This window comes from Alloprevotella sp. Lung230, from assembly GCF_014385435.1.
GTDB lineage: Bacteria > Bacteroidota > Bacteroidia > Bacteroidales > Bacteroidaceae > Alloprevotella.
Map to the genome: position 1 here is coordinate 76,773 of NZ_JACSUD010000006.1, position 22,553 is coordinate 99,325.

A 22,553-nucleotide genomic window follows, 5' to 3' on the forward strand; every position below is an offset into this window, starting at 1 on the left:
AGTAAAAGCCCAACAGCAAAGCCACACTGCATTGTGCACGGCTTTTCGAGGGCAAAAGTACGGCTTCTCACGAGAGCGGAGCGTAACATAGGTTACACCACCCCTTAAAAAGCCTTTCGGGGGAGCGACACGGGGGATATGTAGAAGGGCACAAGAGGAGACAAACAAAAAATCCCCCACCAAAGGCGATTGGTGGGGGATAAGGATTGGGGAAAGTGGCATCAGCGCACCTGCTTCTGCCCGTTGTGGAGGTAGACACCCGAAGCGGGAGGAGCCGCCAGGCGGCGACCTGCGAGGTCGTGATAGGCATTGCGCGGTGTGCCGGCAGCCGGAGTGTCGGCGATGCCTGTGGGGCTCGTGGCATCGGTGCCGTCGTAGATGTAGACGGTGTGGGCCGGGAGCGTGAGGGTGAGTTCGGCATCGATGTCGATGGGCGTGCCCTCATTCAGCCCTTTGAGGGCAGGCTGGTTGGCAAAGGCCTTGTTGAGCGTCACGGCGCCACGGAGATAGGTCGGGATTTCGAGCGCAGCGCGCAGGGTGGTCTTGTAGGTCTGGGGCGAGTTGGCGGGATTGCGGAGGGTGAAGGTAGCTTTCTTGCCGTTCCACGAAGCCCAGCCGTAGACGTTGGCCTTCGAGCCGTCCCACGGACTGCCGCCCACCCAGTGGATGTCGGGGAGCACCTCGGCATTGGCGCGCTGCCAGCGGAGGCATTCGGCAAGGTCGGCCCAGAGGCGTCCGCCGTTGATGCTGTTCATCAGTTCGTAGTCATTGTAGAGTTCCACCATGCCCGAACCGCAGGCAAAGGCGCAACGGAGTTCCCGCAGGATGCCGGGATAGTTCATCGTCTTCGACACCTGTCCGTGCTTGGAGAGGATGAAGCCGTGGGTCATGAGGGTGTTGATGGGACAGAGGGGGGAGTTTTGCACAAAGTTCTGATAGACGAGGCGGTCGCGATAGGTAATCCACTGTTCGCGGTCGTCGCCCACCCCGATTTTTCCGAAGTCGCCCTCTTGGCGCCACACGGCATCGGTCACGTTGAACCAGAAGGGGGATGCCCACGTGCCGACGGTGGTGTTGAAGAAGATGTCTTCCTTGACGTCGCGGCGCACCATGCGTTCGGCGCTGATGATACCCTCGGCATTCTCTTCGCCCACGGTGCCGGGGTCGGGCCCTACGGCACTGAACTGGGCACTGATGCCGTCGAACTTGAAGAAGCGGAAGTCATAGCCGCGGTTTTTGCAGAGGTCGACGATGGCGTCGGTGAACACCTTGTAGTAGGCGGGGTTGGAGAGTTGCATGCCCCCCTTGCCGGCCCAATACTGGCGGCGGTAGTTGCCGCTCTGTCCGTAGCCCCCGACAGGGCCGAGCCAAGCCCCGATGCCGGAGCCCATCTCCCGCGCCAGACGGTCGCTCTCCTTGAAGCCGTTGGGGAAGTTGGGGTTGAACGTCCACGTGCCGTAGTGGTCCCAACCGTCGTCCCAGACGAAGGAATTGATGTGTTCACCGTAGCGGTCGAAGAGTTGTTTCTTCCACTGGCGCACCACCTCGTTACACTGGGTGTCGTGCATGTTGCCGGTGTAGTTGGGGTCGTTGTTGCGGTCGATGTTGAGCTCGTACCAAGAGATGTAAGCCGGCATGGCGCGCCAAGGCACGGCACGCTCACGTTCATTGTAGGCCAGAAAGGAACGGCGCGCCTGACCGGGGGCAATGAGGCCGACCACGGCACTCACCTCCCACGAGCGGCCGGCGGCGAGCGTGGTGTTGCGGCTCCAGGTGCCGAGGATGGGCGTGGTGGTGGCAGCGGGCAGATGGAGGGTGTCGCGGAGCACGAGGTTGAGGCGGATGTCGCCGCTTGAGGTGAGGGCTTCGTGGGCATTGGTCACGAAACAGCGCAAGGTGTAGGCACCGGCATAGGGCACGGCCAGCGTGTAGAGGTTTTTATCCTTGGCGTGGCCGGTGTATCCGTTGTGGTAGTCGTAGGTGACGGCATTGCCGGCCTCGTCGATGAGGTCGACGCCGCAAAGGTCGAGGCGGTTGTTGCCGCTCTTGTAGGTGAACTCAACATGGAGCGCACCGCGTGAGTTGAGAGTGAGGGGCTGTTCGTAGTTGTAGACGTGGGCCGATGTCCACCCCAGTTCGTTGATGCGCGAAGGCACTGCTGCGGCGAGTTTCCACGTGCTCGGTGTCCATGTGTCGGTAGCTACGTCGCCTTCGTCCAAAGTGTGGGTGCTCAGGCTGCGTTGTGTCGAGGGTGAGTGCGGCAGCACAACGTGTGCCGGTGCTCCGGCTTTGGGGGCACTGCCGGGCGCGAGGTCGCGCACGACAACGGGCACACCCACCTTGCCGGAATAGGTGATGGTGCCGGAGGAGTGGATGGTTTCGGTCTTCACCTCCATGAAGTAGCGCACCAGATAGATGCCCTGTTCGGGAATGTCGAGGGTGTAGACATTGCGTGATTTTGCCGATCCGGTGTAGCCGTAGTGATAGTCGGAGGCAGCGACCGTGCCATCGAGGCGGCAGACGTCGACGCCCACGATGTTGAGGCGGTGGTTGCCGCTTTGGTATTGGAAAGTGACGGTCTGTTTCCCCTTCTTAAAAGAAAGATAGCCGCGTGTGCCGACAATCTGGTCGGTGGTGTAGCCGAGTTTACGAATGGCCTGCGGCGTCTCTTCGGCCGGGTGCCAGGCGAAGCTCTCCATCGTCCAGGCGTTGTGCACAAAAGCACTCATGTCGTCGCCTTCGCCGGCGGTGTTGATGCCGGTGGGAGTTTCGAGTCCGGCAAAGATTTTGTCGCTCGCCAAGACGGCACCGCGGGTGTTGCCCACGATGCGGGGTGCACTGCCGGCCTGCTGCACATTGACACGGTAGGTCATGGGGAGGATGGAGTGCATCTTCACATCTTTCTTGGCGGTGAGGACAAGTTCGGTGCGCAGATAGTGGCTGCCATCGCGTAGCACGGCACGCCAGGTGAGGGCGAGGTCGCCGTAGGTGAAGTCGGCTTCGAGGGCACGTCCGGCAAAGCGCTTTGCCCCCTTCACGGCAGCGGCGTCTGCAGCGTAGGTCAGTTGGCGCACTTCGCCCACGAGTTTCATTTCGGAGGCTTTGACCGTCTTACTGCCATCGCCCAGACGCACAGCAAAGAGTTCGGTGCCGGCTTCGAGGTCCAATTCTGGACAGCCGCCGAAGGTCAAACTGCTGCCCTGGTGGAGGAAGGTGGCGCGAAAGAGGTCGTTGCTGAGGATGTAGTGCCCATCTTGGCCGGTGAGCACGGCCACGCCGGGCTGCTGCGCTTGTGGGAAAATCACACTTTGCGCTTGTAGACCGATGCCCCCGGTCGCTAAGGCGAGGAGGAGGGTTGCGGCCCACGGTTTGAAAGAAAATGTTTGCATGATAATAGGTTTATAAGTGTTTTCGGCTGCAAATATAAAGTATTTTGAAGGATTGAGTGGCACAAAGGATAGGGTTTTAACACTTCAACGTGCCTATCGCGGCTAAAAAGCGGAAAACGAGAGTAAAATCATCCCAACATTATCTCAGCATTATAAAAAAGCGCCCTTGCAGACTCTTCTGCAAGGACGGCGGGATGAAAAAAGGTAGAAAAAGAAAAGTTAGTCGGTGAGGCGGCTTTCGAAAGTGAGGGTGTTCAGTCGCTCTTCGCAGCGCATGATGAAGCCCTCGAGGCGCTGGCGCATCTCCTCGCTGCCTTCGTTGGTGAACCTCCCCCACAGCAGGCGGCGACCGGTGAGGATGACCTGCCAGAGGTCGTCGATCGCCATTTTGTCGAGCAGGAGTTCGCCTTCGCCCACCATTTTCTCGAGTAGTTGGCGGTTATAGGCATTGTTTTTGTTGATGAGGTTCTTCTCGTAAAATGGGAGTCCGCGAACATATTCTCTCACGGCCTTGTCGTCGGAATGCTGCACCTGCGGCAGGCGCACGACGGTGGTATCGTTGCGTCCCGATGGGTCGGTGTCAATGGTGGTGTAACTGCCGTCGTCGCCTATCTTGAGCGTCATCTTCGAACCATCTTTCTTGAGAATAGTGATAGATTGGCCGTCTCGCTTATTGACTACCATAGAGGAAATGTCGCAGCTGTTGATGTCCTTGAAGGCTTTTTTGAAGATGCTGTCGCGCAGGGAAGGAGTGAATTCAAACTGAAAGTGCGAGTCGGGCGTATCAATGTTGATATTCCGTTGAGAACGATATTTACTCCCTTGGGGCGAGCGCTGTTGAGTAGGCGCTGTTTGGTGTTGTCCTTCGATGATGTGGACACGTCCGTCCACTTTTCTATCGTCCAAGTCTTCCCACTCGACACACACAACGATGCGGTAGTCGCCTCCGCGAGGAGAAGGGATACGGATAAGGGCGAGATTGTCGTACTCATCGCCTCCCACCTGAATAGGGGCTTGACCGTAAGCATAGTCGATGCGGCAGGGACGATTGTCGTCGCTGTCGCCTACGTGGAGGATGCTCATGGTTACTTCAGGTGAATGGGCATCGGCATTGTAGGCGCGAAGGAAGGTGTCTATCTGCTTGCGAGCGGCTTTGCGAGGCATTTCAAAGTGGTAGGAATAGAGGGAGAAATAGGGCTCGTTGGGAGTGTCAACGGTTTGTGAAATGGAGCGCACGCCTTTTACGTATTTGCCGGCGTTGGCAAAATCCTCAACGGCTGTGCGCAGGGCGTACTGTGCGGAGAGCGGCAGTGTGAAGATAAGGAGTAGGAGAGAAGTGAACAGGGATTTCATAATGGAAAGTTTTTTAGAGGTCTACGTATAATGGTTTGCTGATTGTATCGGGGTGTGAAAAGAGAAACATTTGGTAGTCAAGATTGACTTGCATGGCGGCCATAGCCGGTTCTACCCACGCATCCCAACATTGTTGAAACAGTTGGGGTGAAGAATCTGCCAACGCCGCAATGTTGCTGAGCGAATCGGTGAGCATTGGTTCGGCAGAAGCCCACAATGTTGTGGCAGAGTCGGGTGCCGTAGAGGAAGGAGATGTGGAACGATTACATTGTGGTAGAGGAACTAGCTGATTGGCCATCGTGGCCGAAACCAAAGGAGGTGCAGGGGATGCCACGGGGGCAGACGATGAAAGTTGTGCCATCGGGGGCATTTCCGTTTCATGGACGCCTTTTTCCACCCTCGCCCACCATTGTGCTATGAGCATACCCACGCAGGCGGCAGCAACGCCCCACCAGAGGGGACGCGGACTCCGGAGGCGTGCAGGTTTCGGTGCAGACGGTTCCACATCCGTAGAGGAAAGATTGTCTACCCGGGCATCGTAGGCCGCACATCCTTCTTCGCTCCACCACGCTTCGTCCGGCTGCATGGGCGGTTCGGGAGTGAGCATTGCGAGCACCGTCTGCTCCTCGAGGCTGAGCACACTCTTTTCCTCGAGCATCGTGCGCAGTTGCTCCTCTTCGCGGTGGGAGAGCTTTCCTTCGAGGTAGGAAGTGATGAGAAGTTGGGTGTTCATAATGTGGATTGTATGAGCGTGAATAGTTTGCGTTTCGTCCGATAAAGGGTGTTGCTCACCGTAGTGGGCAGACAGCCCATGATTTCGGCAATTTGTGCCACTTCCAGTTGTTCATCACGCCAAAGGGTGAAGATGCGGCGTTCGGTGGAGGTGAGGGTAGCGAGGGCAGCGTGCAGGCGGTGCTGATTTTCTTGTTCTTCGAGTGGGGCGGCCGTGTCGGTGGACGAGGGAGTTTCGGGCATCGGTTCTCCCGCCACCGCATGTAGTTGTCGGCGCTTCCACTCGTTGACGCAAAGGTTTTTAGCAATACGGATGCCCAACGCCAGAAAGTCGGCCTCAGTCCTCAGCCGTGCCCGCACCACCCATAAGCGCAGCAGCGTTTCCTGCACAATGTCGGCTGCCGCCTCCGTATCGTGGAAGAAGTTGAGCGCAACGCGTGTCAAGGCTTCGCGATGTTGCCGAGTGAAGAGGCTGAATTGGGTGGCGTTCATACTCTATAAACAATCGAAAAGCGCGATATGGGGTGAGAAAATGTTACTTTTTTTGTCAAGAGACGAAAATAAGGTGTTTTTCATCATCAAAAAAACAACACAGTCCACCGCGGTAGAGGTGGACTGTGTTGTAATAAGTCAGAATATCAGGGTGCAGTGGTACCGCTGCGCCAATAGTTGCGAAGCTCCACATCGAAGATGAGCATCGAACCGCCCGGAATACCGGTGCGGGAAGCGCTGCCGTAGGCCATGTCGGCAGGCAGGAAGAGCCGCCATCGGTCGCCGATGTGCATCTGTTGCAGGGCGGTGGTGAAACCTTCGACCAAGTTGCTCACGGCAAAGCGTGCCGTTTGACCGTATTCGGGGCGAAAAGCTTCGTCCACATTGCCTGCCAAGCCCGACTGATCGAAGACGTAACCTTTGGGGGTCTGAGGCGTGGGGAGTAAGCGTCCCACGTAAATCACACGCACGCTGTCGGTGTAGAGTGGCGTGCCTGAACCGGTACCGGTTTTCAACACACGCACCGCGATCGAGTCGCGCCAAGAGGTTTTGGCTGTGGGAAGGTTGGTATAACTACCCAACGTGCGCCACTCGCAGTGGTCGGTCCACGCATCGCCATGGGTGGCACGGGCGGCAGCAATGGCAGCATTTGCCTGCGCCAAGGTGTCGCGGAAAGCGGTGATGTTGCGCGCCGGCCAGTTGGCATATTCCGAAACGGTGTTGTCGTCTTCAGAGCAAGCGCTCAGCAAGCCCACCGCAGCCAAAAGAAGGAAGAGGAGTTGCTTCATAGGACAAGGAGGAGTTACTTCAACTTTTTGAGCAGTGAAGTGATGGACACTTTGTCTTCAATCAAGTTGCGGAGATCTTCGATTTTGACGCGCTGCTGGGTCATGGTGTCACGCTCACGGATGGTCACGCAACCATCGCTCAGGGTGTCGTGGTCGATGGTGATGCAATAGGGTGTACCGATGGCATCATGGCGACGATAGCGCTTGCCGATGGAATCCTTTTCCTCATAAGCGCACTTGAAGTGGTATTGCAGGTCGTGCATGATTTCACGTGCCTTTTCGGGCAGCCCGTCTTTCTTGACGAGAGGGAAGATGGCCAACTTGATGGGCGCCAAAGCAGCAGGCAGACGCAGCACGATGCGGCTGTCGCCGCCTTCGAGGGTTTCCTCTTGATAGGCGTGGCACATGACGCTCAGGAACATACGGTCCACACCGATGGAGGTCTCGATGACGTAAGGCGTGTAGCTTTCGTTGGCCTCGGGGTCGAAGTATTCAATCTTCTTGCCGGAGAACTTGGCGTGCTGAGAGAGGTCGAAATTGGTACGGGAGTGAATACCCTCGACTTCTTTGAAACCGAACGGCATGCGGAATTCCACGTCGCTGGCTGCATTGGCATAGTGGGCCAACTTCTCGTGGTCGTGGAAGCGATAGTTTTCTGCGCCGAAACCGAGTGCTTGGTGCCAAGCCATACGCGTTTCTTTCCACTTCGCAAACCAGTCGAGTTCGGTGCCGGGCTTGACGAAAAACTGCATTTCCATCTGCTCAAACTCGCGCATACGGAAGATGAACTGGCGCGCGACGATTTCGTTGCGGAATGCCTTACCGATTTGAGCGATACCGAAGGGGATTTTCATGCGGCCTGTCTTCTGCACGTTGAGGTAGTTCACAAAAATACCTTGTGCTGTCTCGGGACGGAGATAGATGGTGCTGGCACCTTCCGACGTTGAGCCCATTTCGGTTTTGAACATCAGGTTGAACTGACGCACGTCCGTCCAGTTGCGCGTGCCGCTGATGGGACAAACGATTTCTTCATCGAGGATGATTTGCTTCAAACCTTCGAGATCGTTGGCGTTCATGGCTTCGGCAAAACGTTCGTGAAGAGCGTTGCGCTTGGCAGCAATTTCCAAAACGCGGCCGTTGGTGGCGCGGAATTGTTCTTCATCAAAACTTTCCTTGAAGCGCTTGCGGCCTTTGGCCACTTCTTTTTCAATTTTCTCTTCGTACTTCGCGATTTGGTCTTCAATCAGAACATCGGCACGATAGCGCTTTTTGGAGTCGCGGTTGTCGATGAGCGGATCGTTGAACGCATCCACGTGGCCGGAAGCCTTCCAGATGGTGGGGTGCATGAAGATGGCAGAGTCGATGCCCACGATGTTTTCGTGCAGGCGCGTCATCGATTGCCACCAATATTGCTTGATATTGTTTTTCAGTTCGACGCCGAGCTGTCCGTAGTCGTAGACCGCGCCGAGACCATCATAGATTTCACTGGAGGGAAACACAAAACCGTATTCTTTGCAATGTGATACGATTTTCTTGAAAACGTCTTCTTGTGCCATTATTGTTCTTTTATTGCGTATTTCGTGCAAAAGTAGTGATTTTCTTTGAGATAGGCGCTCTTTTAGTGATTTTTGCGCATTTTGGGCGAGAATAAGAGGATGAGGGAAGTTCATCCGCGACCACACCGACTTACCTTAAAAAAGCGACACACCAGAAAGCAGCAAGGCCACTTTCTGGTGCGTCGGTGCGTCCCGTTGGACGACTACTGGGAAGAGAGAACTGAAACCATAGGGTTCAGCGGGGGTGTTTTAATATGGAGCAAAGTTGTTGTACTTTCGGTTGAGGTTCGCCCATCGGACGAAGAAAGGGGCTATTGCGCTTTCGCGGGAGAAAGGCTGTCGCCGGTAACGGCCATTTTCATCCCCTCCTCCACTTGGCGATAGGGAGTGGTGCCGGGTTGCGTTTCATCGGGCGTGATAGACTTGGCAGCCGCATCACCATTGTTGAGAATAATTGAGGTGGGATGATGGATGACCGACTGGCCTGCACCACCAACCAAGACGATGACAATAGCCACGGCTGCAGCAGCACGCCACAAGGGCTTGATGCGCTCGCCAAAGGTCATCCGCTTCACCTTGACGCGCACTTCGGGAGCATCGCCCTGAGCGGCAAGACGCGCCAACACGCGCTCATCAAAGTCGCCTCCCAAGACATCGCTGTCCTGCTGTTGCAGCGCATAGCCGAAGAGGTCGGCATACTGCTGCAAATGCTCGGGCACATCGCTCTGGCTGAAGAACGTGTGGAGGATGTTTTCCTCCGCCACCGTGGTCTCCGCCAGAAAATAGCGCTCAATGAGTTGTTCGATATATTGGTAGTTCATAAGGGTGCGTTGACTAAAAACTTAAATGTGATGACGATGCGCCTCCAATTGTGCTTTCAAGGCTTGTCGTGCTCGGTAGAGCGTCACTTTCACATCGGCTTCGGAAATGTTCATCACTTCGGCCACTTGTGCGTAGGAGTACCCATCGATGTCGCGGAGTTGCAAGGCGGTGCGTTGCTTCTCGGGCAACCGGTTGAAGAGTTGGTGCACCAGCGCCAAGCGCTCTTCGCGCTCCATCTGCTCGTCCGGCAGCGGTGTATGGTCCGGGGCTTCTATGGTTTCGTGGTCAAGCGAAAGATGCTGGGCATCCTTCTTTTGCGCCCTATCGAGAGCCAGATTGCGGCAGATGGTGAGACAGTAGGTTTCGAGATTATTGACTTCATCCAAGGTGGCTCGTCGCTCCCATGTTCTGACAAGGGTGTCCTCCACAACGTCTTCCGCTTCAAGGCGGTCGAGCGTGATGCGTAGTGCCACCCGAAACAATTTGTTTTTAAGGGGGAGCAGGTCGTTTTGGAAGTCAATTTCTTTCATGCCTCTAATGGTAAGACGGACAAGACGCTGAAAAGTTACAGATTGCCGCTGTTTTTTTTGAAATCTTGTTCGATTTGTTCTGATGAGGGAGATTTCTATTCGCAGGCCATTACCTTCGAGAGACGTTCTTTCGCGCTATGATGATGGCCTTTGTTTCGTCGTGGAGCGTACATGCAAACAGGTAAGCATCTCCCCCCTCTTGAAGTTTGAGCCGTTTGCGCAGTTCAGCCACCGTTGCCGGAAAGTTGCGCACGGAGAGATTGGCACGTTTGAGGGCGGAGAGTTCTCGCTGCTCCTTTTTAGAAAAGCCGACCACGTTTTCTATTTTGAAGACACGGCCCGGAAAATCCGTGTGTTCCACCTCGCTCACATATAAATGAGTGTTCGGATGCAGTTTTTGCAAGTCATAACGCACCGCGATGGTTTTGTAAGCACCGGCTTTCATCACCGCGGCGTCCGGTTCGTAGAGAAAGCCGCGGACACTATCGGCAAAGGAAACAGGAAGTGCGATTTCATCGGAGGCACGGAAGAAGAAGTTCGCACGCTCATTGGCGCAAAAAATAGCGGTTTCATCGGAAAAATCGGAACGACAAACCAGCAATAAATCCTTGCACTCTCCTTGGGCCGCAAACACGTGGGCTTCTGCCACACCACCGAGCGCGTCTATGGCCTGTCGCAAATCAAGCATCGTGGAGAGTTTGAGCATCAGCACGCGACACTTCGCCAAGAGTTCGGGAAGCAGCACCTTGACGTCGGGCTGACAATCTTCGATCAGCACCGTCTTCCGCCCGGCGCCATCACGGCGGGCAGGATCAAGGAAGAGCAAATCGACCGGTGCCATCGCACGAAAATAGTCGATTCCATCGCTCTCCACACACTCCACCTGTGCCAGCCCAAGCAATGGAAAATTGTGCCGTGCCAGCGCCACCAATTCTGCCTGCCGTTCCACATAGACCGCGCGAGAAAAGAGAGGGGCGAGAAAAGAGAAATCTACCCCAAAACCACCGGTCAAATCGGCCATTGAGAGTGAACGATGGGCAGCAATGTCTTCGGCAAAGAGCCGCTCCACGACCTGCGCCTTGTAGCGTGCCGCCGGTTCACCGCTGCACTGTTCCAACGAGAGGCGCACAGGATAGAGCAGTTCGTCCACAGCCGACCAAGTGGGCACTTTCTCGCGGAGTCGCTGCCGTCCTTCGATTTGGCGGAGGATAAAAGCGGCATCGGGATGATGGGCGTTGGCCAGTTCAAGGGCCACGTCTTCCACTTGTCGATACTGGTTTTTCTCGATGAAATCGCGGTTTTTGAGCAAAATTTCCATTTATCGTATGAGGTGATAGTGCGCCCGAGCTTCGGCACGCGTTTTGAAATTGAAGTGCCACCATTCCGTGGGAAGCACTTTGAAACCTCCCACTGCCATCACTTCGCGGAGGAGACGACGGCGTGTCAAGTGCTGTCGGGTGAGGCTCTCTTTGCGAAAATGCGCGGTTTCATCGCGCACATGAGCCAACTTTCCGAGGTAGTCTATCGGTGTGCCCATCGACAGGCCGGTGGTATCGCCGGCGGCGTGGAGCAAACGTCCGCTGCGGTCGTAGACATTCCGACGCCAGCACAGGGTGATATCGACCGCCAGTCCATAGTTGTGCAGTCCGCCTCCACGCGCCGGATTGCTCACGTAGATGCTTCGGTTCGTCCCCTTCACCACATCCCACATGTGTTGCTGCACCGACATGGGCCGGGTGGCATCGTAGACCTTCAGACTCAGGTCGGGATGCCGCCGTTGCAATTCGGTCTGTGCCTTGCGAAGGGCACGTGCCGTTTCGGGGAGCAAATAGGCGGTGTGCAAATCATGATACAAGATTCGGCCGGTGAAATTGTCGGCTCGCGCATACATCAGACTGACAAAAATCGTACTGTCCACGCTGTGCACATCGACCAAACCTTGCTGTTCGATGCGCCGTTCGAGGGGCGTTTTTTGTGCCCAACTCATCGGACTACCGACAAAAAACAGAAGAAACAAAAGACGTAAACACATAAACAGGTGCAATCAAAAAAGACAACTGCCCTCTTCGACTCGGCGTGAGGTCGGAGAGAGCAGTGGTGAGAAAAAGGCCGTCCGGAGGACCGCACAAGATGACGCCCTTAGCCGTATCAGCACTATGCGTCGATGGTGGCGTATTTGGCATTCCGTTCGATGAAATCGCGACGAGGCTCAACATCGTCTCCCATGAGCATGGAGAAGATGTGGTCGGCCTCAGCAGCATTTTCGATGGTCACGAGTTTAAGCATACGCGATTCGGGATTCATCGTCGTGTCCCAAAGTTGGGTGGGGTTCATTTCACCCAAACCTTTGTAGCGCTGCAACGTGATGGAGTTTTCGCCCTTGGTGGGGTCGCCATAGGTAGCGATGAAGTTGTCCTTTTCGCGGTCGTTGTAGCAATACTCCTCCACCTTGCCTTTCTTGCAGCGGTAAAGGGGCGGCATGGCGATGTACAAGTGGCCCTCGCGAATGATTTGGGGGAAGTAGCGATAGAAGAGCGTCATGATGAGCGTGGCGATGTGCTGACCATCGACGTCGGCATCGGCCATAATCACGATTTTATGATAGCGGAGCTTGTCGATATTGGCCTCCTTGGAGTCTACCTCACCGGTTTCGCCCTCTTTCTGAATGCCGAAGCGGATGCCGAGGGCTTGAATGATGTTGTTCACCTCGTCACTCTCAAAAGCCTTGTGCCACATGGCTTTCTCGACATTGAGGATTTTACCACGCAGAGGCAGAATGGCTTGTGTGGCACGGCTGCGTCCTTGTTTGGCAGAGCCGCCGGCCGAGTCTCCCTCGACGAGGAAGAGTTCACACTCTTCGGGCACTTTGCTGGAGCAGTCGGCCAGTTTGCCGGGCAGTCCGCCTCCGCTCATGGGGTTCTTGCGCTGCACGGTTTCGCGTGCTTTGCGGGCCGCGATGCGAGCTGTGGCGGCGAGAATGACCTTATCCACAATCACCTTCGCCTCCTTCGGATGCTCTTCGAGGTAATTGGTGAGGGCTTCACCCACCGCCTGATTGACCGCACCCATCACCTCGCTGTTGCCCAACTTGGTTTTGGTTTGGCCTTCAAACTGCGGTTCGCTCACCTTCACGCTGATCACGGCGGTGAGCCCTTCACGGAAGTCTTCACCGGTGATTTCGATTTTGGCCTTTTCGATTTGCTTGGCAGCGGTTTCCTCGGCATATTTCTTAAGCACACGGGTCACCGCAGCGCGGAAACCGGCCAAGTGCGTACCACCCTCGATGGTGTTGATGTTGTTGACGTAGGAGTGGAGATTTTCGCTGTACGACGTGTTGTAGACGATAGCCACTTCTACAGGGATTCCTTCCTTTTCGGTGTTGATGTAGATGACATCCTGAATGAGGGGCACGCGCGTGGAGTCCTGGTAGCGCACGAACTCGCGCAAGCCCTGCTCGCTGTAGAACGTCTCGCTGCGCGGTTTGCCCTCCTCGTCCAAGTCGCGCTCATCGGTAAGGACGATGGTCAGCCCGGCGTTGAGGAAAGCCAATTCGCGCATACGGTTGGCCAAAATGTCATACTTATATTCGGTCGTGGTGAAAATGTCGGCATCGGGCCAAAACTGCTGGCGCGTGCCTCGGCGGTCGGTTTCGCCCACCACCTTCACTTCGTAGAGCGGTTTTCCGGTTTCGTATTCCTGCTGATAGATTTTCCCATCACGGAACACCTGCGACTTCATGCGCGTGGAGAGCGCATTGACACACGACACGCCCACACCGTGCAGACCGCCCGACACCTTATAGGAACCTTTGTCGAACTTACCGCCGGCATGGAGCACCGTCATCACGACTTGGAGCGCGCTCACACCTTCTTTCTCATGAATGTCCACAGGGATGCCACGGCCGTTGTCCTGCACCACGATGGAGTTGTCCGGACAAATCGTGACTTCAATATGGGTGCAATATCCTGCCAAGGCTTCGTCGATAGAGTTGTCCACCGTCTCATAGACGAGGTGGTGAAGTCCTTTTTCGCTGATATCACCGATATACATGGCCGGACGCTTGCGCACTGCCTCCAGGCCTTCGAGCACCTGGATATTGGAGGCAGAATAGCCGGCCGTTTGGTTCTGTATTTCTTCCATTCTTATGGGGTTAATAATGGGGCAAAGATACAACTTTTTTTCGAAACGACCAATTTCTTACGTAGAAAAGCCGGTGCCAATCTTTCGGATCTTCTTGCAAAATACAGCCTTACAAGAAGAGAGGCGTATTGATCTATCGCGACAAGACAATGCTGTGATGTACAATGTCGCCTTCAGCGACAGCCGTTGAGGCGATACAGCGCGGGGACGCAGGTGCAGTGGCACAGGCAAACCTACACCGCAGAGCGCCTCGAAGAGGAAATACCACAGCAAGTCCAACGCAGCAGGACGGCCCCGAAGGGGGCTTCTTTTAATATCCGGAGGAGAGCTTGCCCGACGAACCTACGGGAGGTCCAATACCGAAGGGAACGTCCCCGATGGGGACGCTCATCGGTAAGCCATCAGCCATTGGTGAACCACCATACTCCCCGATTTCCTCGCGCGCGCGTCCCTACAATAGTTCTTGTTTTTATCCTTCACGCCTTCACCACCAAAACAACCTTTTGACTATAAAGCACTTACAGGTGAAGGCAAAGAAACATTCTCCCTTCACCTGCCTTCACCAACACCTCACTTCGGTGAAGGCAGTGAAGGCAAAAAGACACGACCTATTGTGTAGTATATACGCGCGCGAGAACAAACAAAAGGAGGCAACACGCGCCCACATGCCCCACTCCACCCGACTCAGGAAGCCCGCCTTTTCTACCTCCCAGCTAAATCCAACTACCTCAGAGGTAGAAAAAACTATCTCTGAGGTAGCTGTTCCTCCTTCCCCGAAATGTTAAATCCAAGTTAAAGTAGGGTTGGAGTGGCTGATTTTGAGGCCGAGATGTCTATATCTAAATAACCAGGTGTCCAAAATCAATCGTAGTTATCTTAGTCGTAGGATGCTCTCTACTATGGTACTATCTTTGTATCAATTTATTCTGAGCACCTACTTATTCCTTGGAAACTTACGAAGAAAAGCCGAATAACAGAAGGCCGTGTGTGGAGAAATGCCGCTGTACGGTGCACATTTCGTCAGTGATTGACCTTGGCTTCTCCCTTTCGAAAAACGAACCGACCTAAAAACGCAAAAAGCACCTGCGAGGGGTTCGCAAGTGCTTCATTGGGAGAATGTGGACCAGCTAGGGCTTGAACCTAGGACCTCCAGATTATGAGTCTGTTGCTCTAACCAACTGAGCTACAAGTCCGTAGAAAGACGCTATTCTTTCTTTCTGCAAAGGTAATGAAAAAGAAAAAGGCGACCAAATTTTGGCACGCCTTTTTCATAAACGTACAGAAGGAGGAACACTAAAATTTCCAAGCCGATGGAGTAGCGATGCGCTCAACGGCAACTTCGACCGCATCGGGGAGGTTGTGGAAGAAGTCGATGCCGGTGAGCGTTTGCAGTTCGGCCACCGAAACGACGTGTTGCAGCATTCGTTGCTTAGAACCTTTGTGCCCATAGTCCTTGTGTTCGAGCCGAAAACCGATGGCGGAATACGTGCCATTCTTGACTTTGAGCAAAGCCATGAAGTAGTATTTGGGCACGGGCAGGCGCTGGGAAGTGATGCGGCGAAGCACGTTGGGCTCATAGATGGTGCCTCCCTTCACCACATAGAGGGTGTCGGCAAAGTCGGGGTCGCGCCCGAGGGTCTGCACATGGTTTTCCAGCGCGCTCCAATAATCCTGGTTGAACTGCGGGTCCTGCGGACTCATGTTGGAGATGTAGAACGTTTGGTCGTTGGCTTCGCGCGAATAGAGGCGGTCGGCCGAGGCGCAAAGGTGGCCATGGTCGTAGCCTTTGAAGCTCAAGTCGTCGGCGAGGGCGTACTGCACAGGGAGTTTAGGGTCGCGAGGATACTGAGGGCGGATGGTGTGTGCCTTGCGCGTCACGTTGCGGGGACGCGTGTCGCCATCGAAACGGAAGGCCACCCATCGCGTGTGGTAGAGCGAGGTGTCGTAGGCATAGGCATAGTTGAGCACAGAGTCACCGCCGGTCCGGACAGGCGCCGTGCGGTGGACCACAAAGATTTCGTGGGCATCCTTTTTGAGCGCCGGCATTTCCAAGCGGGCAAGGTCGTTTTTGGGCAAAACAACGTGACTCGGTTTGTCGTCACCGCCAAACTGTATGTTGGGATTGTGGCCGTCGCAAGCTGTCAAAAGGAGAGACGCCAGTATGAAAAGGGGGATGGCAAGAGATTTCAGCATAAAGAGAAAGCAACTCACGCACCTCGTCTCCACAACAATAGCGGAGAGTGGGTGCGTGAGGAGTAAAACAATCGCGTCTTGAAAGAGACTTATTTGACCACAAAGTTCTTCACTTCCCAAGTAGAGGCCACGCTGGTGGTGCTGGTGTAGCAGAAGCCAAACTGCACCGTCTTTCCGGCGAAACTACTCAAATCGACCTTTCCGGACGAGATGAAATTCCAGTCGGCTCCTGTGGGATAGGTCGGAATGGTGAGTTGCTGCCAAGTACCGGTAGTGCCCTCGCGCACCCAGAGGGTGTTTTCGGTTTTGGCATCAGCGGCATACTTTTGTGCGTGGTCAAAAGTGAGCACGTTGCCCGTGGTGAGGGTGATGGCGGGCGAGATAGCCCATGCCTTGGTGGCATAGCGCGTGCCGCCCACATAGGCGGAGGCTTTGAGACCGAACTTGGCATCTTGTGCCCAGACGCGGGTGATACCTGTGGGGAGTGTGCCTTGCTCCAGCGTCCAGCCGTCGGCATTGTCGGTGAGCGCCTTCGAGTAGATGGGCGTGCCAGGCGTAGGAGTGGGGGTCGGGGTCGGAGTTGGCGTAGGAGTGGGCGTTACGCTTTCGGGCGCACCCTTTTGGAAAATGAAGTTCTTCACCTCCCACGTCGAACCACTCACGTTGTCGGTGTTGTAGCGCAAGGCGATGCGCACCTTCTTGCCCAAGAACTGTGCAGGAACGGCCAAGTCGGCGTGTGAGAAGGTGGTCCAGTCGCGGCCTTCGGTCCAAGTTTGCGAAATCACCGTCCAGCCCTGGTCGGCTTTCTTCTCGTCAAAACTTTCCGTGATGAGGAGTTGTTGGTTTTCGTCGGCTTTGCTATAGCGCAAGATGTAGTCGAAAGCGATGTGGGCGGCCTCAACGCCTTTGAGGTCGACCTCCTTGCTCACCAAGTAGTAAGTGCCGGCCGTTGTCTTTTTGGTCGAGTTGTCATAGCCGGCAGCTTTGGCCGTTTTGAAGTCAATTTTCCATCCGCCCTGACCCGAGGTGGTGAAGTTGGTGAAGACCCCAAGTTCGGAGGAGAAGGACTCTTCGATGAAGGTCGAGGCACCGGGCTTGGGGGTGTCCGGGGTTTCAGTAGGAATTTGATAGGGCGAAGGCACGTCTTCGCAGGCCGTAAAGCCGAGAGCGAGGGTGCAAGCCGCCAGAAGAGAGGCAAATTTGTTCATATCATTATGGTTTGATGGGCGCAGTGGACGCCTGTGAAGTTGAGGTTACTTTGAAAGGTTCGGAATGATGTCGTGAGGGCTTCGCAGTTGGAGTTGCCATCCGCTGTAATAGCTCATCACGCCGGTGTAGTGGCGCACATCGGCCGGGAGGGGCAGAAAGGAGAGGTCGTTTTGAGTGGAAGTGCGCAACGTAATGGTCGTGCCGGCAGGGGTGACGAGGTTGCGGTTGACGGCATAGCCCGCATCATAAAGCGCTTCGGGGGCAAAGATTTTGGGAAGGGGTTCTTTTTTGCCGGAGAGCGCCCCAACCTCAGCCTTGTTGCGAGCCGTGCCCTGCATCTCACGAAATGAGCCTATCACGCTGGCCAGGATGGGCGAGTTGAGATAGTTTTGGTGGTTCTTGTCGACCAGCCACGTGGCGCCCTGGGTGGTGGTCAGGTCGAGGGGTGTGAGTTCGGGGAGCGTGGTGTTGGGCTTGCCGACCAGTTGCACATTGTGCGCCACGCGTTCCATCAGCATCGGGCCGAGACGGAGATTGCCGGAAGAGGTATAGTAGGGTTCGCCCACCTTGGGCGTGCGGCTATAATTGCCGATGTAGAGGCCGCGGAGGTTGATGCGCACACGCTGGCCGAGGGCAAAGTAGGGATAGAGGATGGTGTGCTTGATGCCCACCTGGATGCACTGGTCGTCGGCAGCACCGGCCGTAGAGCCGATGTGTCGCAAGATCAGTGTTTGGTAGAGGTTGCCCGAAACGTCGTTGGCTACCACAACGCCTTCAAAAATCAAGTCTTCTTTGACTTGCTCAAAGGTATTGTTGCCCGTGATGGCGTTCTTGAACTTGTTTTTCACATCAAGAATCGTTGTGTTGGGCGCTGCAAGATGGGTCGCAGTGATGGTGAGGCGGCCGGTGTCGGGCTCGTCGTGGCTGTCCATGCAGGCGGTCAAGGAGAAGGCCATCACACCGCCCATGAGGAGAGAATATAGTTTGTTCATGAGTGGACGAGATTAAAACTTGAAACCGAGGTTGAGGAAGAAGTTGAGGGCGTTGGCATAGTAGTACTTCGAGTTTTTCGAAAACTTGTAAGCCTTTCCTTCGCTGCGGGAGTAGGTGCCGCCGCTCTCTTTGTAGTAGAAGTCGGAGCGGTTTTGTTCGTACCCTCCCGTGCGCAGATTACGGTTGTTCGTCAGGTTCTGCACAGAGAAGTTGATGCTCAGACTCTTGCCTCTGCGCAAGCGGATGTAGCGGCCTATCGAAGCATCGATCATCACACCGCCCTTGAACTTCTCTTGCTGAGCTGCATAACTTTTGACTTCACGTCCGTCGGCTGCGAAGAGCACACCGCCATTGGTTTTCAGTTCGGACTCCTTGACATCGTAGACGGCCTGTCCCTGCGCGTTCACAGAGGTGGGCAGATAGAAGTGCCCATCGGTGGCGTAGGTGCTGTTGAGGCGGCGATAGGGAGAGAAACCGACATAAACCCGGTCATAGTAGTTGGCCGAGGCTTCAAAGAACCACCCCTTGATGCTGTATTTCGCCCCGAAAGAGAGGGCGGTAAGAGGAGTAGAATCTTCTTTCATACCTTTGGCGATGACGCGCATCGGCATCGGGGCTTTCGTTACCGGGTTGGCCACGGTGTTGAGTTTCGCCAGTTCGGCGGCATTCATTCCCTCGTAGCTCACCTGTGCATAGGGGTTGTTGTCGTACTCGGCATTGCCTATCGAGGCGATGGCGTTGAGTGAGAAGTTGGTGGTCAACTGCCAGTCGATCGCAGCTTCGAGCCCATAGTGCACCTTGTCGATACCGCTCATCGTGAGGTAGGTGAAGGTAGACTGCTGGTCGTTGTAGAAGGCCGTTTGCTCCACCTGGTTGTAGAAGGCCAGATAGTAGCCGCTCACCTTACCCACCACAGGACCTATGCGGAAAGCATAGTTCAAGTCGGCGGAGAAGATGTCTTCGTTGGTAAGGTTGTCGACAAAATTATTTTGTGCCCGTGCGGCCACGAAGGCGTTGCGCGACAAGGGTGCCTGCGAGGAGAGGCCGAGGCTGAGCGCCAAGCGGTGGTTGCGAGTGGGGGTGAAAGCGACCGTGGCCTTTCCGCCGCCCCCCAAGAACTTCGCTGCCCCGCTCTTGCCATAGCTGTTGTTTTGGTAGCGGCCGTTTTCCATCAAGCCGTTGCGCTCCATAGTCGTGCCATCGACATGTCCGGCCAGCACCAACTGAGCGTAAGCACCGGTGTACTGGTAGTTGCTCCACATTTCGGCTTTGTTCACATCGATGTTGTAGTCGTAGCCGAAACGATCGCCCTTGTTGATTTTCCGGTTGGGATGGCGCAAGTCGTTTTGTGCCTCCACGCTGTTGGGACCATAGTCCTTGATGGCAAACTTGTCGATGTCGATGTAGCGAGTGCCGCCCAGCAGGTCGGCCATCGTCTTGTAGTGCATGCCATGCGTGTGGTTGGCATAAGCACCGATGGCGATTTTGTGATGCTGATTGAACGTCTGGTTCCAGGTGGTGGAGAACATCCACACCGTTTGGTCGTTGTGGCGGCGTTCTTGGTAGTAGAGGGCATCGCCGCCATTGGCTTCATTTTGGCGGTTGATGAAGTACATCCGATCCCAGTTGATTTGCCGATGGGCTTTGTCGGCCGTCCAATAGTCATAGAGGCTGTTCCACTGGTCGCGGAGGAAACCTTCTTTGCCCACGTAGTGGTCCGACCGAGAATCCCAGACGTCACCCACACCCGATGGTAGATTTTTGTAGTAGTCCGGACGAGGGTCATAGGCATTGCCGTTCCAGCCCAAAGCCGTACCGCTGTAGCGATTGTAGACAAAGCCCAGGTTGGTGGTCAGTTTTGACGTGTGCTTGTCGTTCTCCCAATCCCAAGTCAAGATGGTCGTGGGTGAAAAGCTCTCCACGACGCGCGAATTGCGTTTCTTGCCGTTTTGATAGCCCCAGTTGGGATTGTAGTAGTGGGAATTGGCGAGCCAATAGACTTCCTCGGTCGATGCCCCTTGTTGAGCACGCTCGGTGGGAGCGCCGTAGGTTACGAGCGAAAGCGCATGGTTCATGCCGAAGCGCTTTTCGGCAGCGAGGAAATAAGCGGCAGAGTTGTAGAACGTGCCTTCAATCACGCCTTCTGTGGCGCCACGATAGCCCACACTTCCGGCAAATGCCCATCCGTTGGAGAGCAGCCCCGTGGCAAAGGTGTACATGCCGCGAAGATAGTAGTTGCGGTTGGTACCGGAGAGCGTGAGTTTGTTGCCCATGGCAAATTGCGAAGCGCGAGTGTTCAGGCTTTGGCCTCCGCCCATGCCCACGAGTCCGAAACGGTTGTAGTCGTAGGCGTCCACCCCTTCTTTGTTGCGCGTGGCATCGTTCAGTCCTCCCAAAGAAGAGTAGTTGAAGCGTCCCAGTTCCAAGTCGTTGAGGCGCAGTCCGTTCATGTAGGTTTGGTTGTACATGTTGTCCAACGCACGCACGCGGAAGCGCATCGGGCTAAAGCGAAATCCGACGCTGTTGAGGAAGGGATCGTTTTTCGCCTGCACCGATGCCACGGCTTGCGAAGCGTCGAGGTCCTCATCGAGTTGCGACTCCGAGAAGGTAAAGTCGGCGTTGTCGTCTTGAAGTTTTAAGGTGTCGGCCGTATGCACTTGCGCCAAAGCGGTGGCACCCGCCAAGCACCACAGGGTGGCCAACACAGATACTCCTTTTTTCATAAATGTATATCGAGGAATGTTAGGATTGAAGCCTATGCCGAAGCGCACGTTTGCTCTGCAAGCGCGACTACCGAAGGACATAGACATCATAAGTAGGTCTTCAAAATTAATCGTAGTCACTTAACCGTAGGATGTTCTCAACTTTGATACCCTCTTTGCCTCCCTTTGTCTCCCTTTTCCGCCATCTCGCCTTTGTTCATCAGTCGTGTAGCTCGCTACACTCCTTCCTTCTTCGCAAAGATAAGTTGACGAAAAATGGAAACAAATAGAGTATCAATTAATTTCGAACACCTACTTATTTCTACAACGTTTTTACGACCGCAAAAATAGGAAATAAAATAACATTCCGCCCCTCTTTCTCAGCTTTTTTCGCTTTTCCTCCTCATTTTTTTAATTATTCATTGGCATTTTAGAAAGATAACCCCCTAAAAAGTCGGCTATTTCGATTTTCTTGAGTACTTTTGCCCGAAATTTATCACCTCAATTATCTTATGAAACGACACCTAACCCTCACCCTCCTCCTCTTTCTGACTATCTTCGGAGGAGTGGGTGCTCAGAAAAAAGTGCTCTACGGCATCGCCTTCTACAACGTGGAAAATCTCTTCGACACCACCCACGACGCCGGACGAAACGACTACGAGTTCCTGCCCACTGGTTCCTATAAGTGGACAGAACAGAAGTATCAAGCCAAACTCCAAAACATCTCGCAGGTGCTCAGCGAGCTTTGCACAGAAGTGGGCAAAGCTAAAAATCCGGCCGGTGCAGCCGTCATCGGTCTTTCAGAGGTTGAAAACCGCCACGTCCTCGATGACCTCCTTCGGCAACCCTCTCTCAGCGCTCGCGGCTACGAGATTGTGCACATCGACGGGCCCGACCGCCGCGGCGTGGACTGCGCCCTGCTCTACAACCCGAAGGCGTTCAAATTGGAGCGTACGATGCTCGTCCCCTACATCTACCGCGACACCAACCAGCCCAATGTGGACCTTGGGTTCTACACCGATGCACAAGGACAGGTACAGCCCTACCCCTACGAACGCGGCAAACTCGTGGGCGACACCACCTACATCACCCGCGGTTTCCTCACCGTTTCGGGACGCTTGGGCGGCGAGAAGTTCCACTTCATCGTCAATCACTGGCCTTCGCGTGGCGCACAAAGTGCAACGCGTGAGCGTGCCGGCTATCAGGTGCGCCGTCTCAAAGAGTCGCTCCAACGCCAAGACCCCGATGCCAAAATCATCATGATGGGCGACCTCAACGACGACCCCGGTGACGCCTCCGTCACCGCCCCCGAGGCGCTCGCCGCCAAAACGGAAGCCAAAGACTGCGCGCCCACCGACTTCTTCGACCCTTGGTATGACATGCTCTACAACAAGGGCACCGGCACGCTCTACTACAATGGCAAGTGGAACCTCTTCGACCAAATCATCTTCACGGGCAACCTTTTCCACACGCCCAAAGACCGCCTGCACTACTACACCCACGCTGTCTTCACACGCGACTATCTCTTCCAAACCGAAGGACGCTACAAGGGCGCTCCCAAGCGCACCACAGCCGGCGGAACTTGGCTCAACGGCTACTCCGACCACCTGCCCACGCAACTCTTCCTCATCAAAGAGGCCAAGTAATTTCGGGT

The 22,553-nt window shown here is 55.1% G+C and carries 16 protein-coding genes and 1 tRNA gene; 1 reads left to right on the top strand and 16 read right to left on the bottom strand.

Annotated elements, in window-relative coordinates; translation table 11 throughout:
* Positions 1-221: 221 nt before the first annotated feature.
* The 16 genes from H8527_RS05175 to H8527_RS05250 all read right to left on the bottom strand — a co-directional run bounded on the left by H8527_RS05175 (position 222) and on the right by H8527_RS05250 (position 20,920).
* Positions 222-3,389, bottom strand: a complete 3,168-nt coding sequence (locus H8527_RS05175; RefSeq protein WP_187546193.1) for a hypothetical protein — start codon at positions 3,387-3,389, stop codon at positions 222-224.
* A 219-nt stretch (positions 3,390-3,608) separates the two neighbouring features.
* Positions 3,609-4,742: a hypothetical protein gene (locus tag H8527_RS05180; protein ID WP_187546195.1), complete on the bottom strand. Its 1,134-nt coding sequence runs from the start codon at positions 4,740-4,742 to the stop codon at positions 3,609-3,611.
* Positions 4,743-4,755: 13 nt separating this feature from the next.
* The gene (locus H8527_RS05185; RefSeq protein ID WP_187546197.1) at positions 4,756-5,475 is read right to left on the bottom strand and encodes a hypothetical protein; all 720 of its coding nucleotides are present in this window, start codon (positions 5,473-5,475) and stop codon (positions 4,756-4,758) included.
* Positions 5,472-5,966: an RNA polymerase sigma factor gene (locus H8527_RS05190; RefSeq protein ID WP_187546199.1), complete on the bottom strand. Its 495-nt coding sequence runs from the start codon at positions 5,964-5,966 to the stop codon at positions 5,472-5,474. Before H8527_RS05190 ends, H8527_RS05185 begins: the two co-directional genes overlap by 4 nt.
* Positions 5,967-6,112: 146 nt before the next feature.
* A complete protein-coding gene (locus tag H8527_RS05195) occupies positions 6,113-6,754 on the bottom strand; it encodes an FKBP-type peptidyl-prolyl cis-trans isomerase (RefSeq protein WP_187546201.1) in 642 nt (213 codons plus the stop codon).
* A gap of 14 nt (positions 6,755-6,768) precedes the next feature.
* The gene (locus H8527_RS05200) at positions 6,769-8,310 is read right to left on the bottom strand and encodes a glycine--tRNA ligase (RefSeq protein ID WP_187546203.1); all 1,542 of its coding nucleotides are present in this window, start codon (positions 8,308-8,310) and stop codon (positions 6,769-6,771) included.
* Positions 8,311-8,621: 311 nt separating this feature from the next.
* Positions 8,622-9,131, bottom strand: a complete 510-nt coding sequence (locus tag H8527_RS05205; RefSeq protein ID WP_187546205.1) for a pyruvate ferredoxin oxidoreductase — start codon at positions 9,129-9,131, stop codon at positions 8,622-8,624.
* Positions 9,132-9,152: 21 nt separating this feature from the next.
* Positions 9,153-9,662, bottom strand: a complete 510-nt coding sequence (locus H8527_RS05210) for an RNA polymerase sigma factor (RefSeq protein ID WP_187546207.1) — start codon at positions 9,660-9,662, stop codon at positions 9,153-9,155.
* 109 nt (positions 9,663-9,771) lie between these two features.
* Positions 9,772-10,980 (bottom strand): SAM-dependent methyltransferase, encoded by a 1,209-nt coding sequence (locus H8527_RS05215; RefSeq protein ID WP_187546208.1) that lies wholly within the window; start codon positions 10,978-10,980, stop codon positions 9,772-9,774.
* Positions 10,981-11,649 (bottom strand): M15 family metallopeptidase, encoded by a 669-nt coding sequence (locus H8527_RS05220; protein ID WP_255498523.1) that lies wholly within the window; start codon positions 11,647-11,649, stop codon positions 10,981-10,983.
* 167 nt (positions 11,650-11,816) lie between these two features.
* Entirely contained in the window at positions 11,817-13,802 is a 1,986-nt protein-coding gene (gyrB, locus tag H8527_RS05225; protein ID WP_187546212.1) for a DNA topoisomerase (ATP-hydrolyzing) subunit B, read from the bottom strand.
* A 1,119-nt stretch (positions 13,803-14,921) separates the two neighbouring features.
* Positions 14,922-14,995, bottom strand: a tRNA-Ile gene (locus H8527_RS05230).
* A 100-nt stretch (positions 14,996-15,095) separates the two neighbouring features.
* Entirely contained in the window at positions 15,096-15,995 is a 900-nt protein-coding gene (locus tag H8527_RS05235; protein ID WP_187546214.1) for a DNA/RNA non-specific endonuclease, read from the bottom strand.
* An 89-nt stretch (positions 15,996-16,084) separates the two neighbouring features.
* Positions 16,085-17,203 (bottom strand): choice-of-anchor J domain-containing protein, encoded by a 1,119-nt coding sequence (locus tag H8527_RS05240; RefSeq protein ID WP_187546215.1) that lies wholly within the window; start codon positions 17,201-17,203, stop codon positions 16,085-16,087.
* Positions 17,204-17,248: 45 nt separating this feature from the next.
* The gene (locus H8527_RS05245) at positions 17,249-18,196 is read right to left on the bottom strand and encodes a DUF5689 domain-containing protein (protein WP_187546217.1); all 948 of its coding nucleotides are present in this window, start codon (positions 18,194-18,196) and stop codon (positions 17,249-17,251) included.
* A 12-nt stretch (positions 18,197-18,208) separates the two neighbouring features.
* On the bottom strand, positions 18,209-20,920 hold the full coding sequence (locus H8527_RS05250; protein WP_187546219.1) for a TonB-dependent receptor: 2,712 nt from the start codon (positions 20,918-20,920) through the stop codon (positions 18,209-18,211).
* Between the two features lie 491 nt (positions 20,921-21,411).
* On the opposite strand from H8527_RS05250, the gene H8527_RS05255 reads away from it, so the two are divergent.
* Positions 21,412-22,545: an endonuclease/exonuclease/phosphatase family protein gene (locus H8527_RS05255; protein WP_187546221.1), complete on the top strand. Its 1,134-nt coding sequence runs from the start codon at positions 21,412-21,414 to the stop codon at positions 22,543-22,545.
* Positions 22,546-22,553 lie beyond the last annotated feature (8 nt).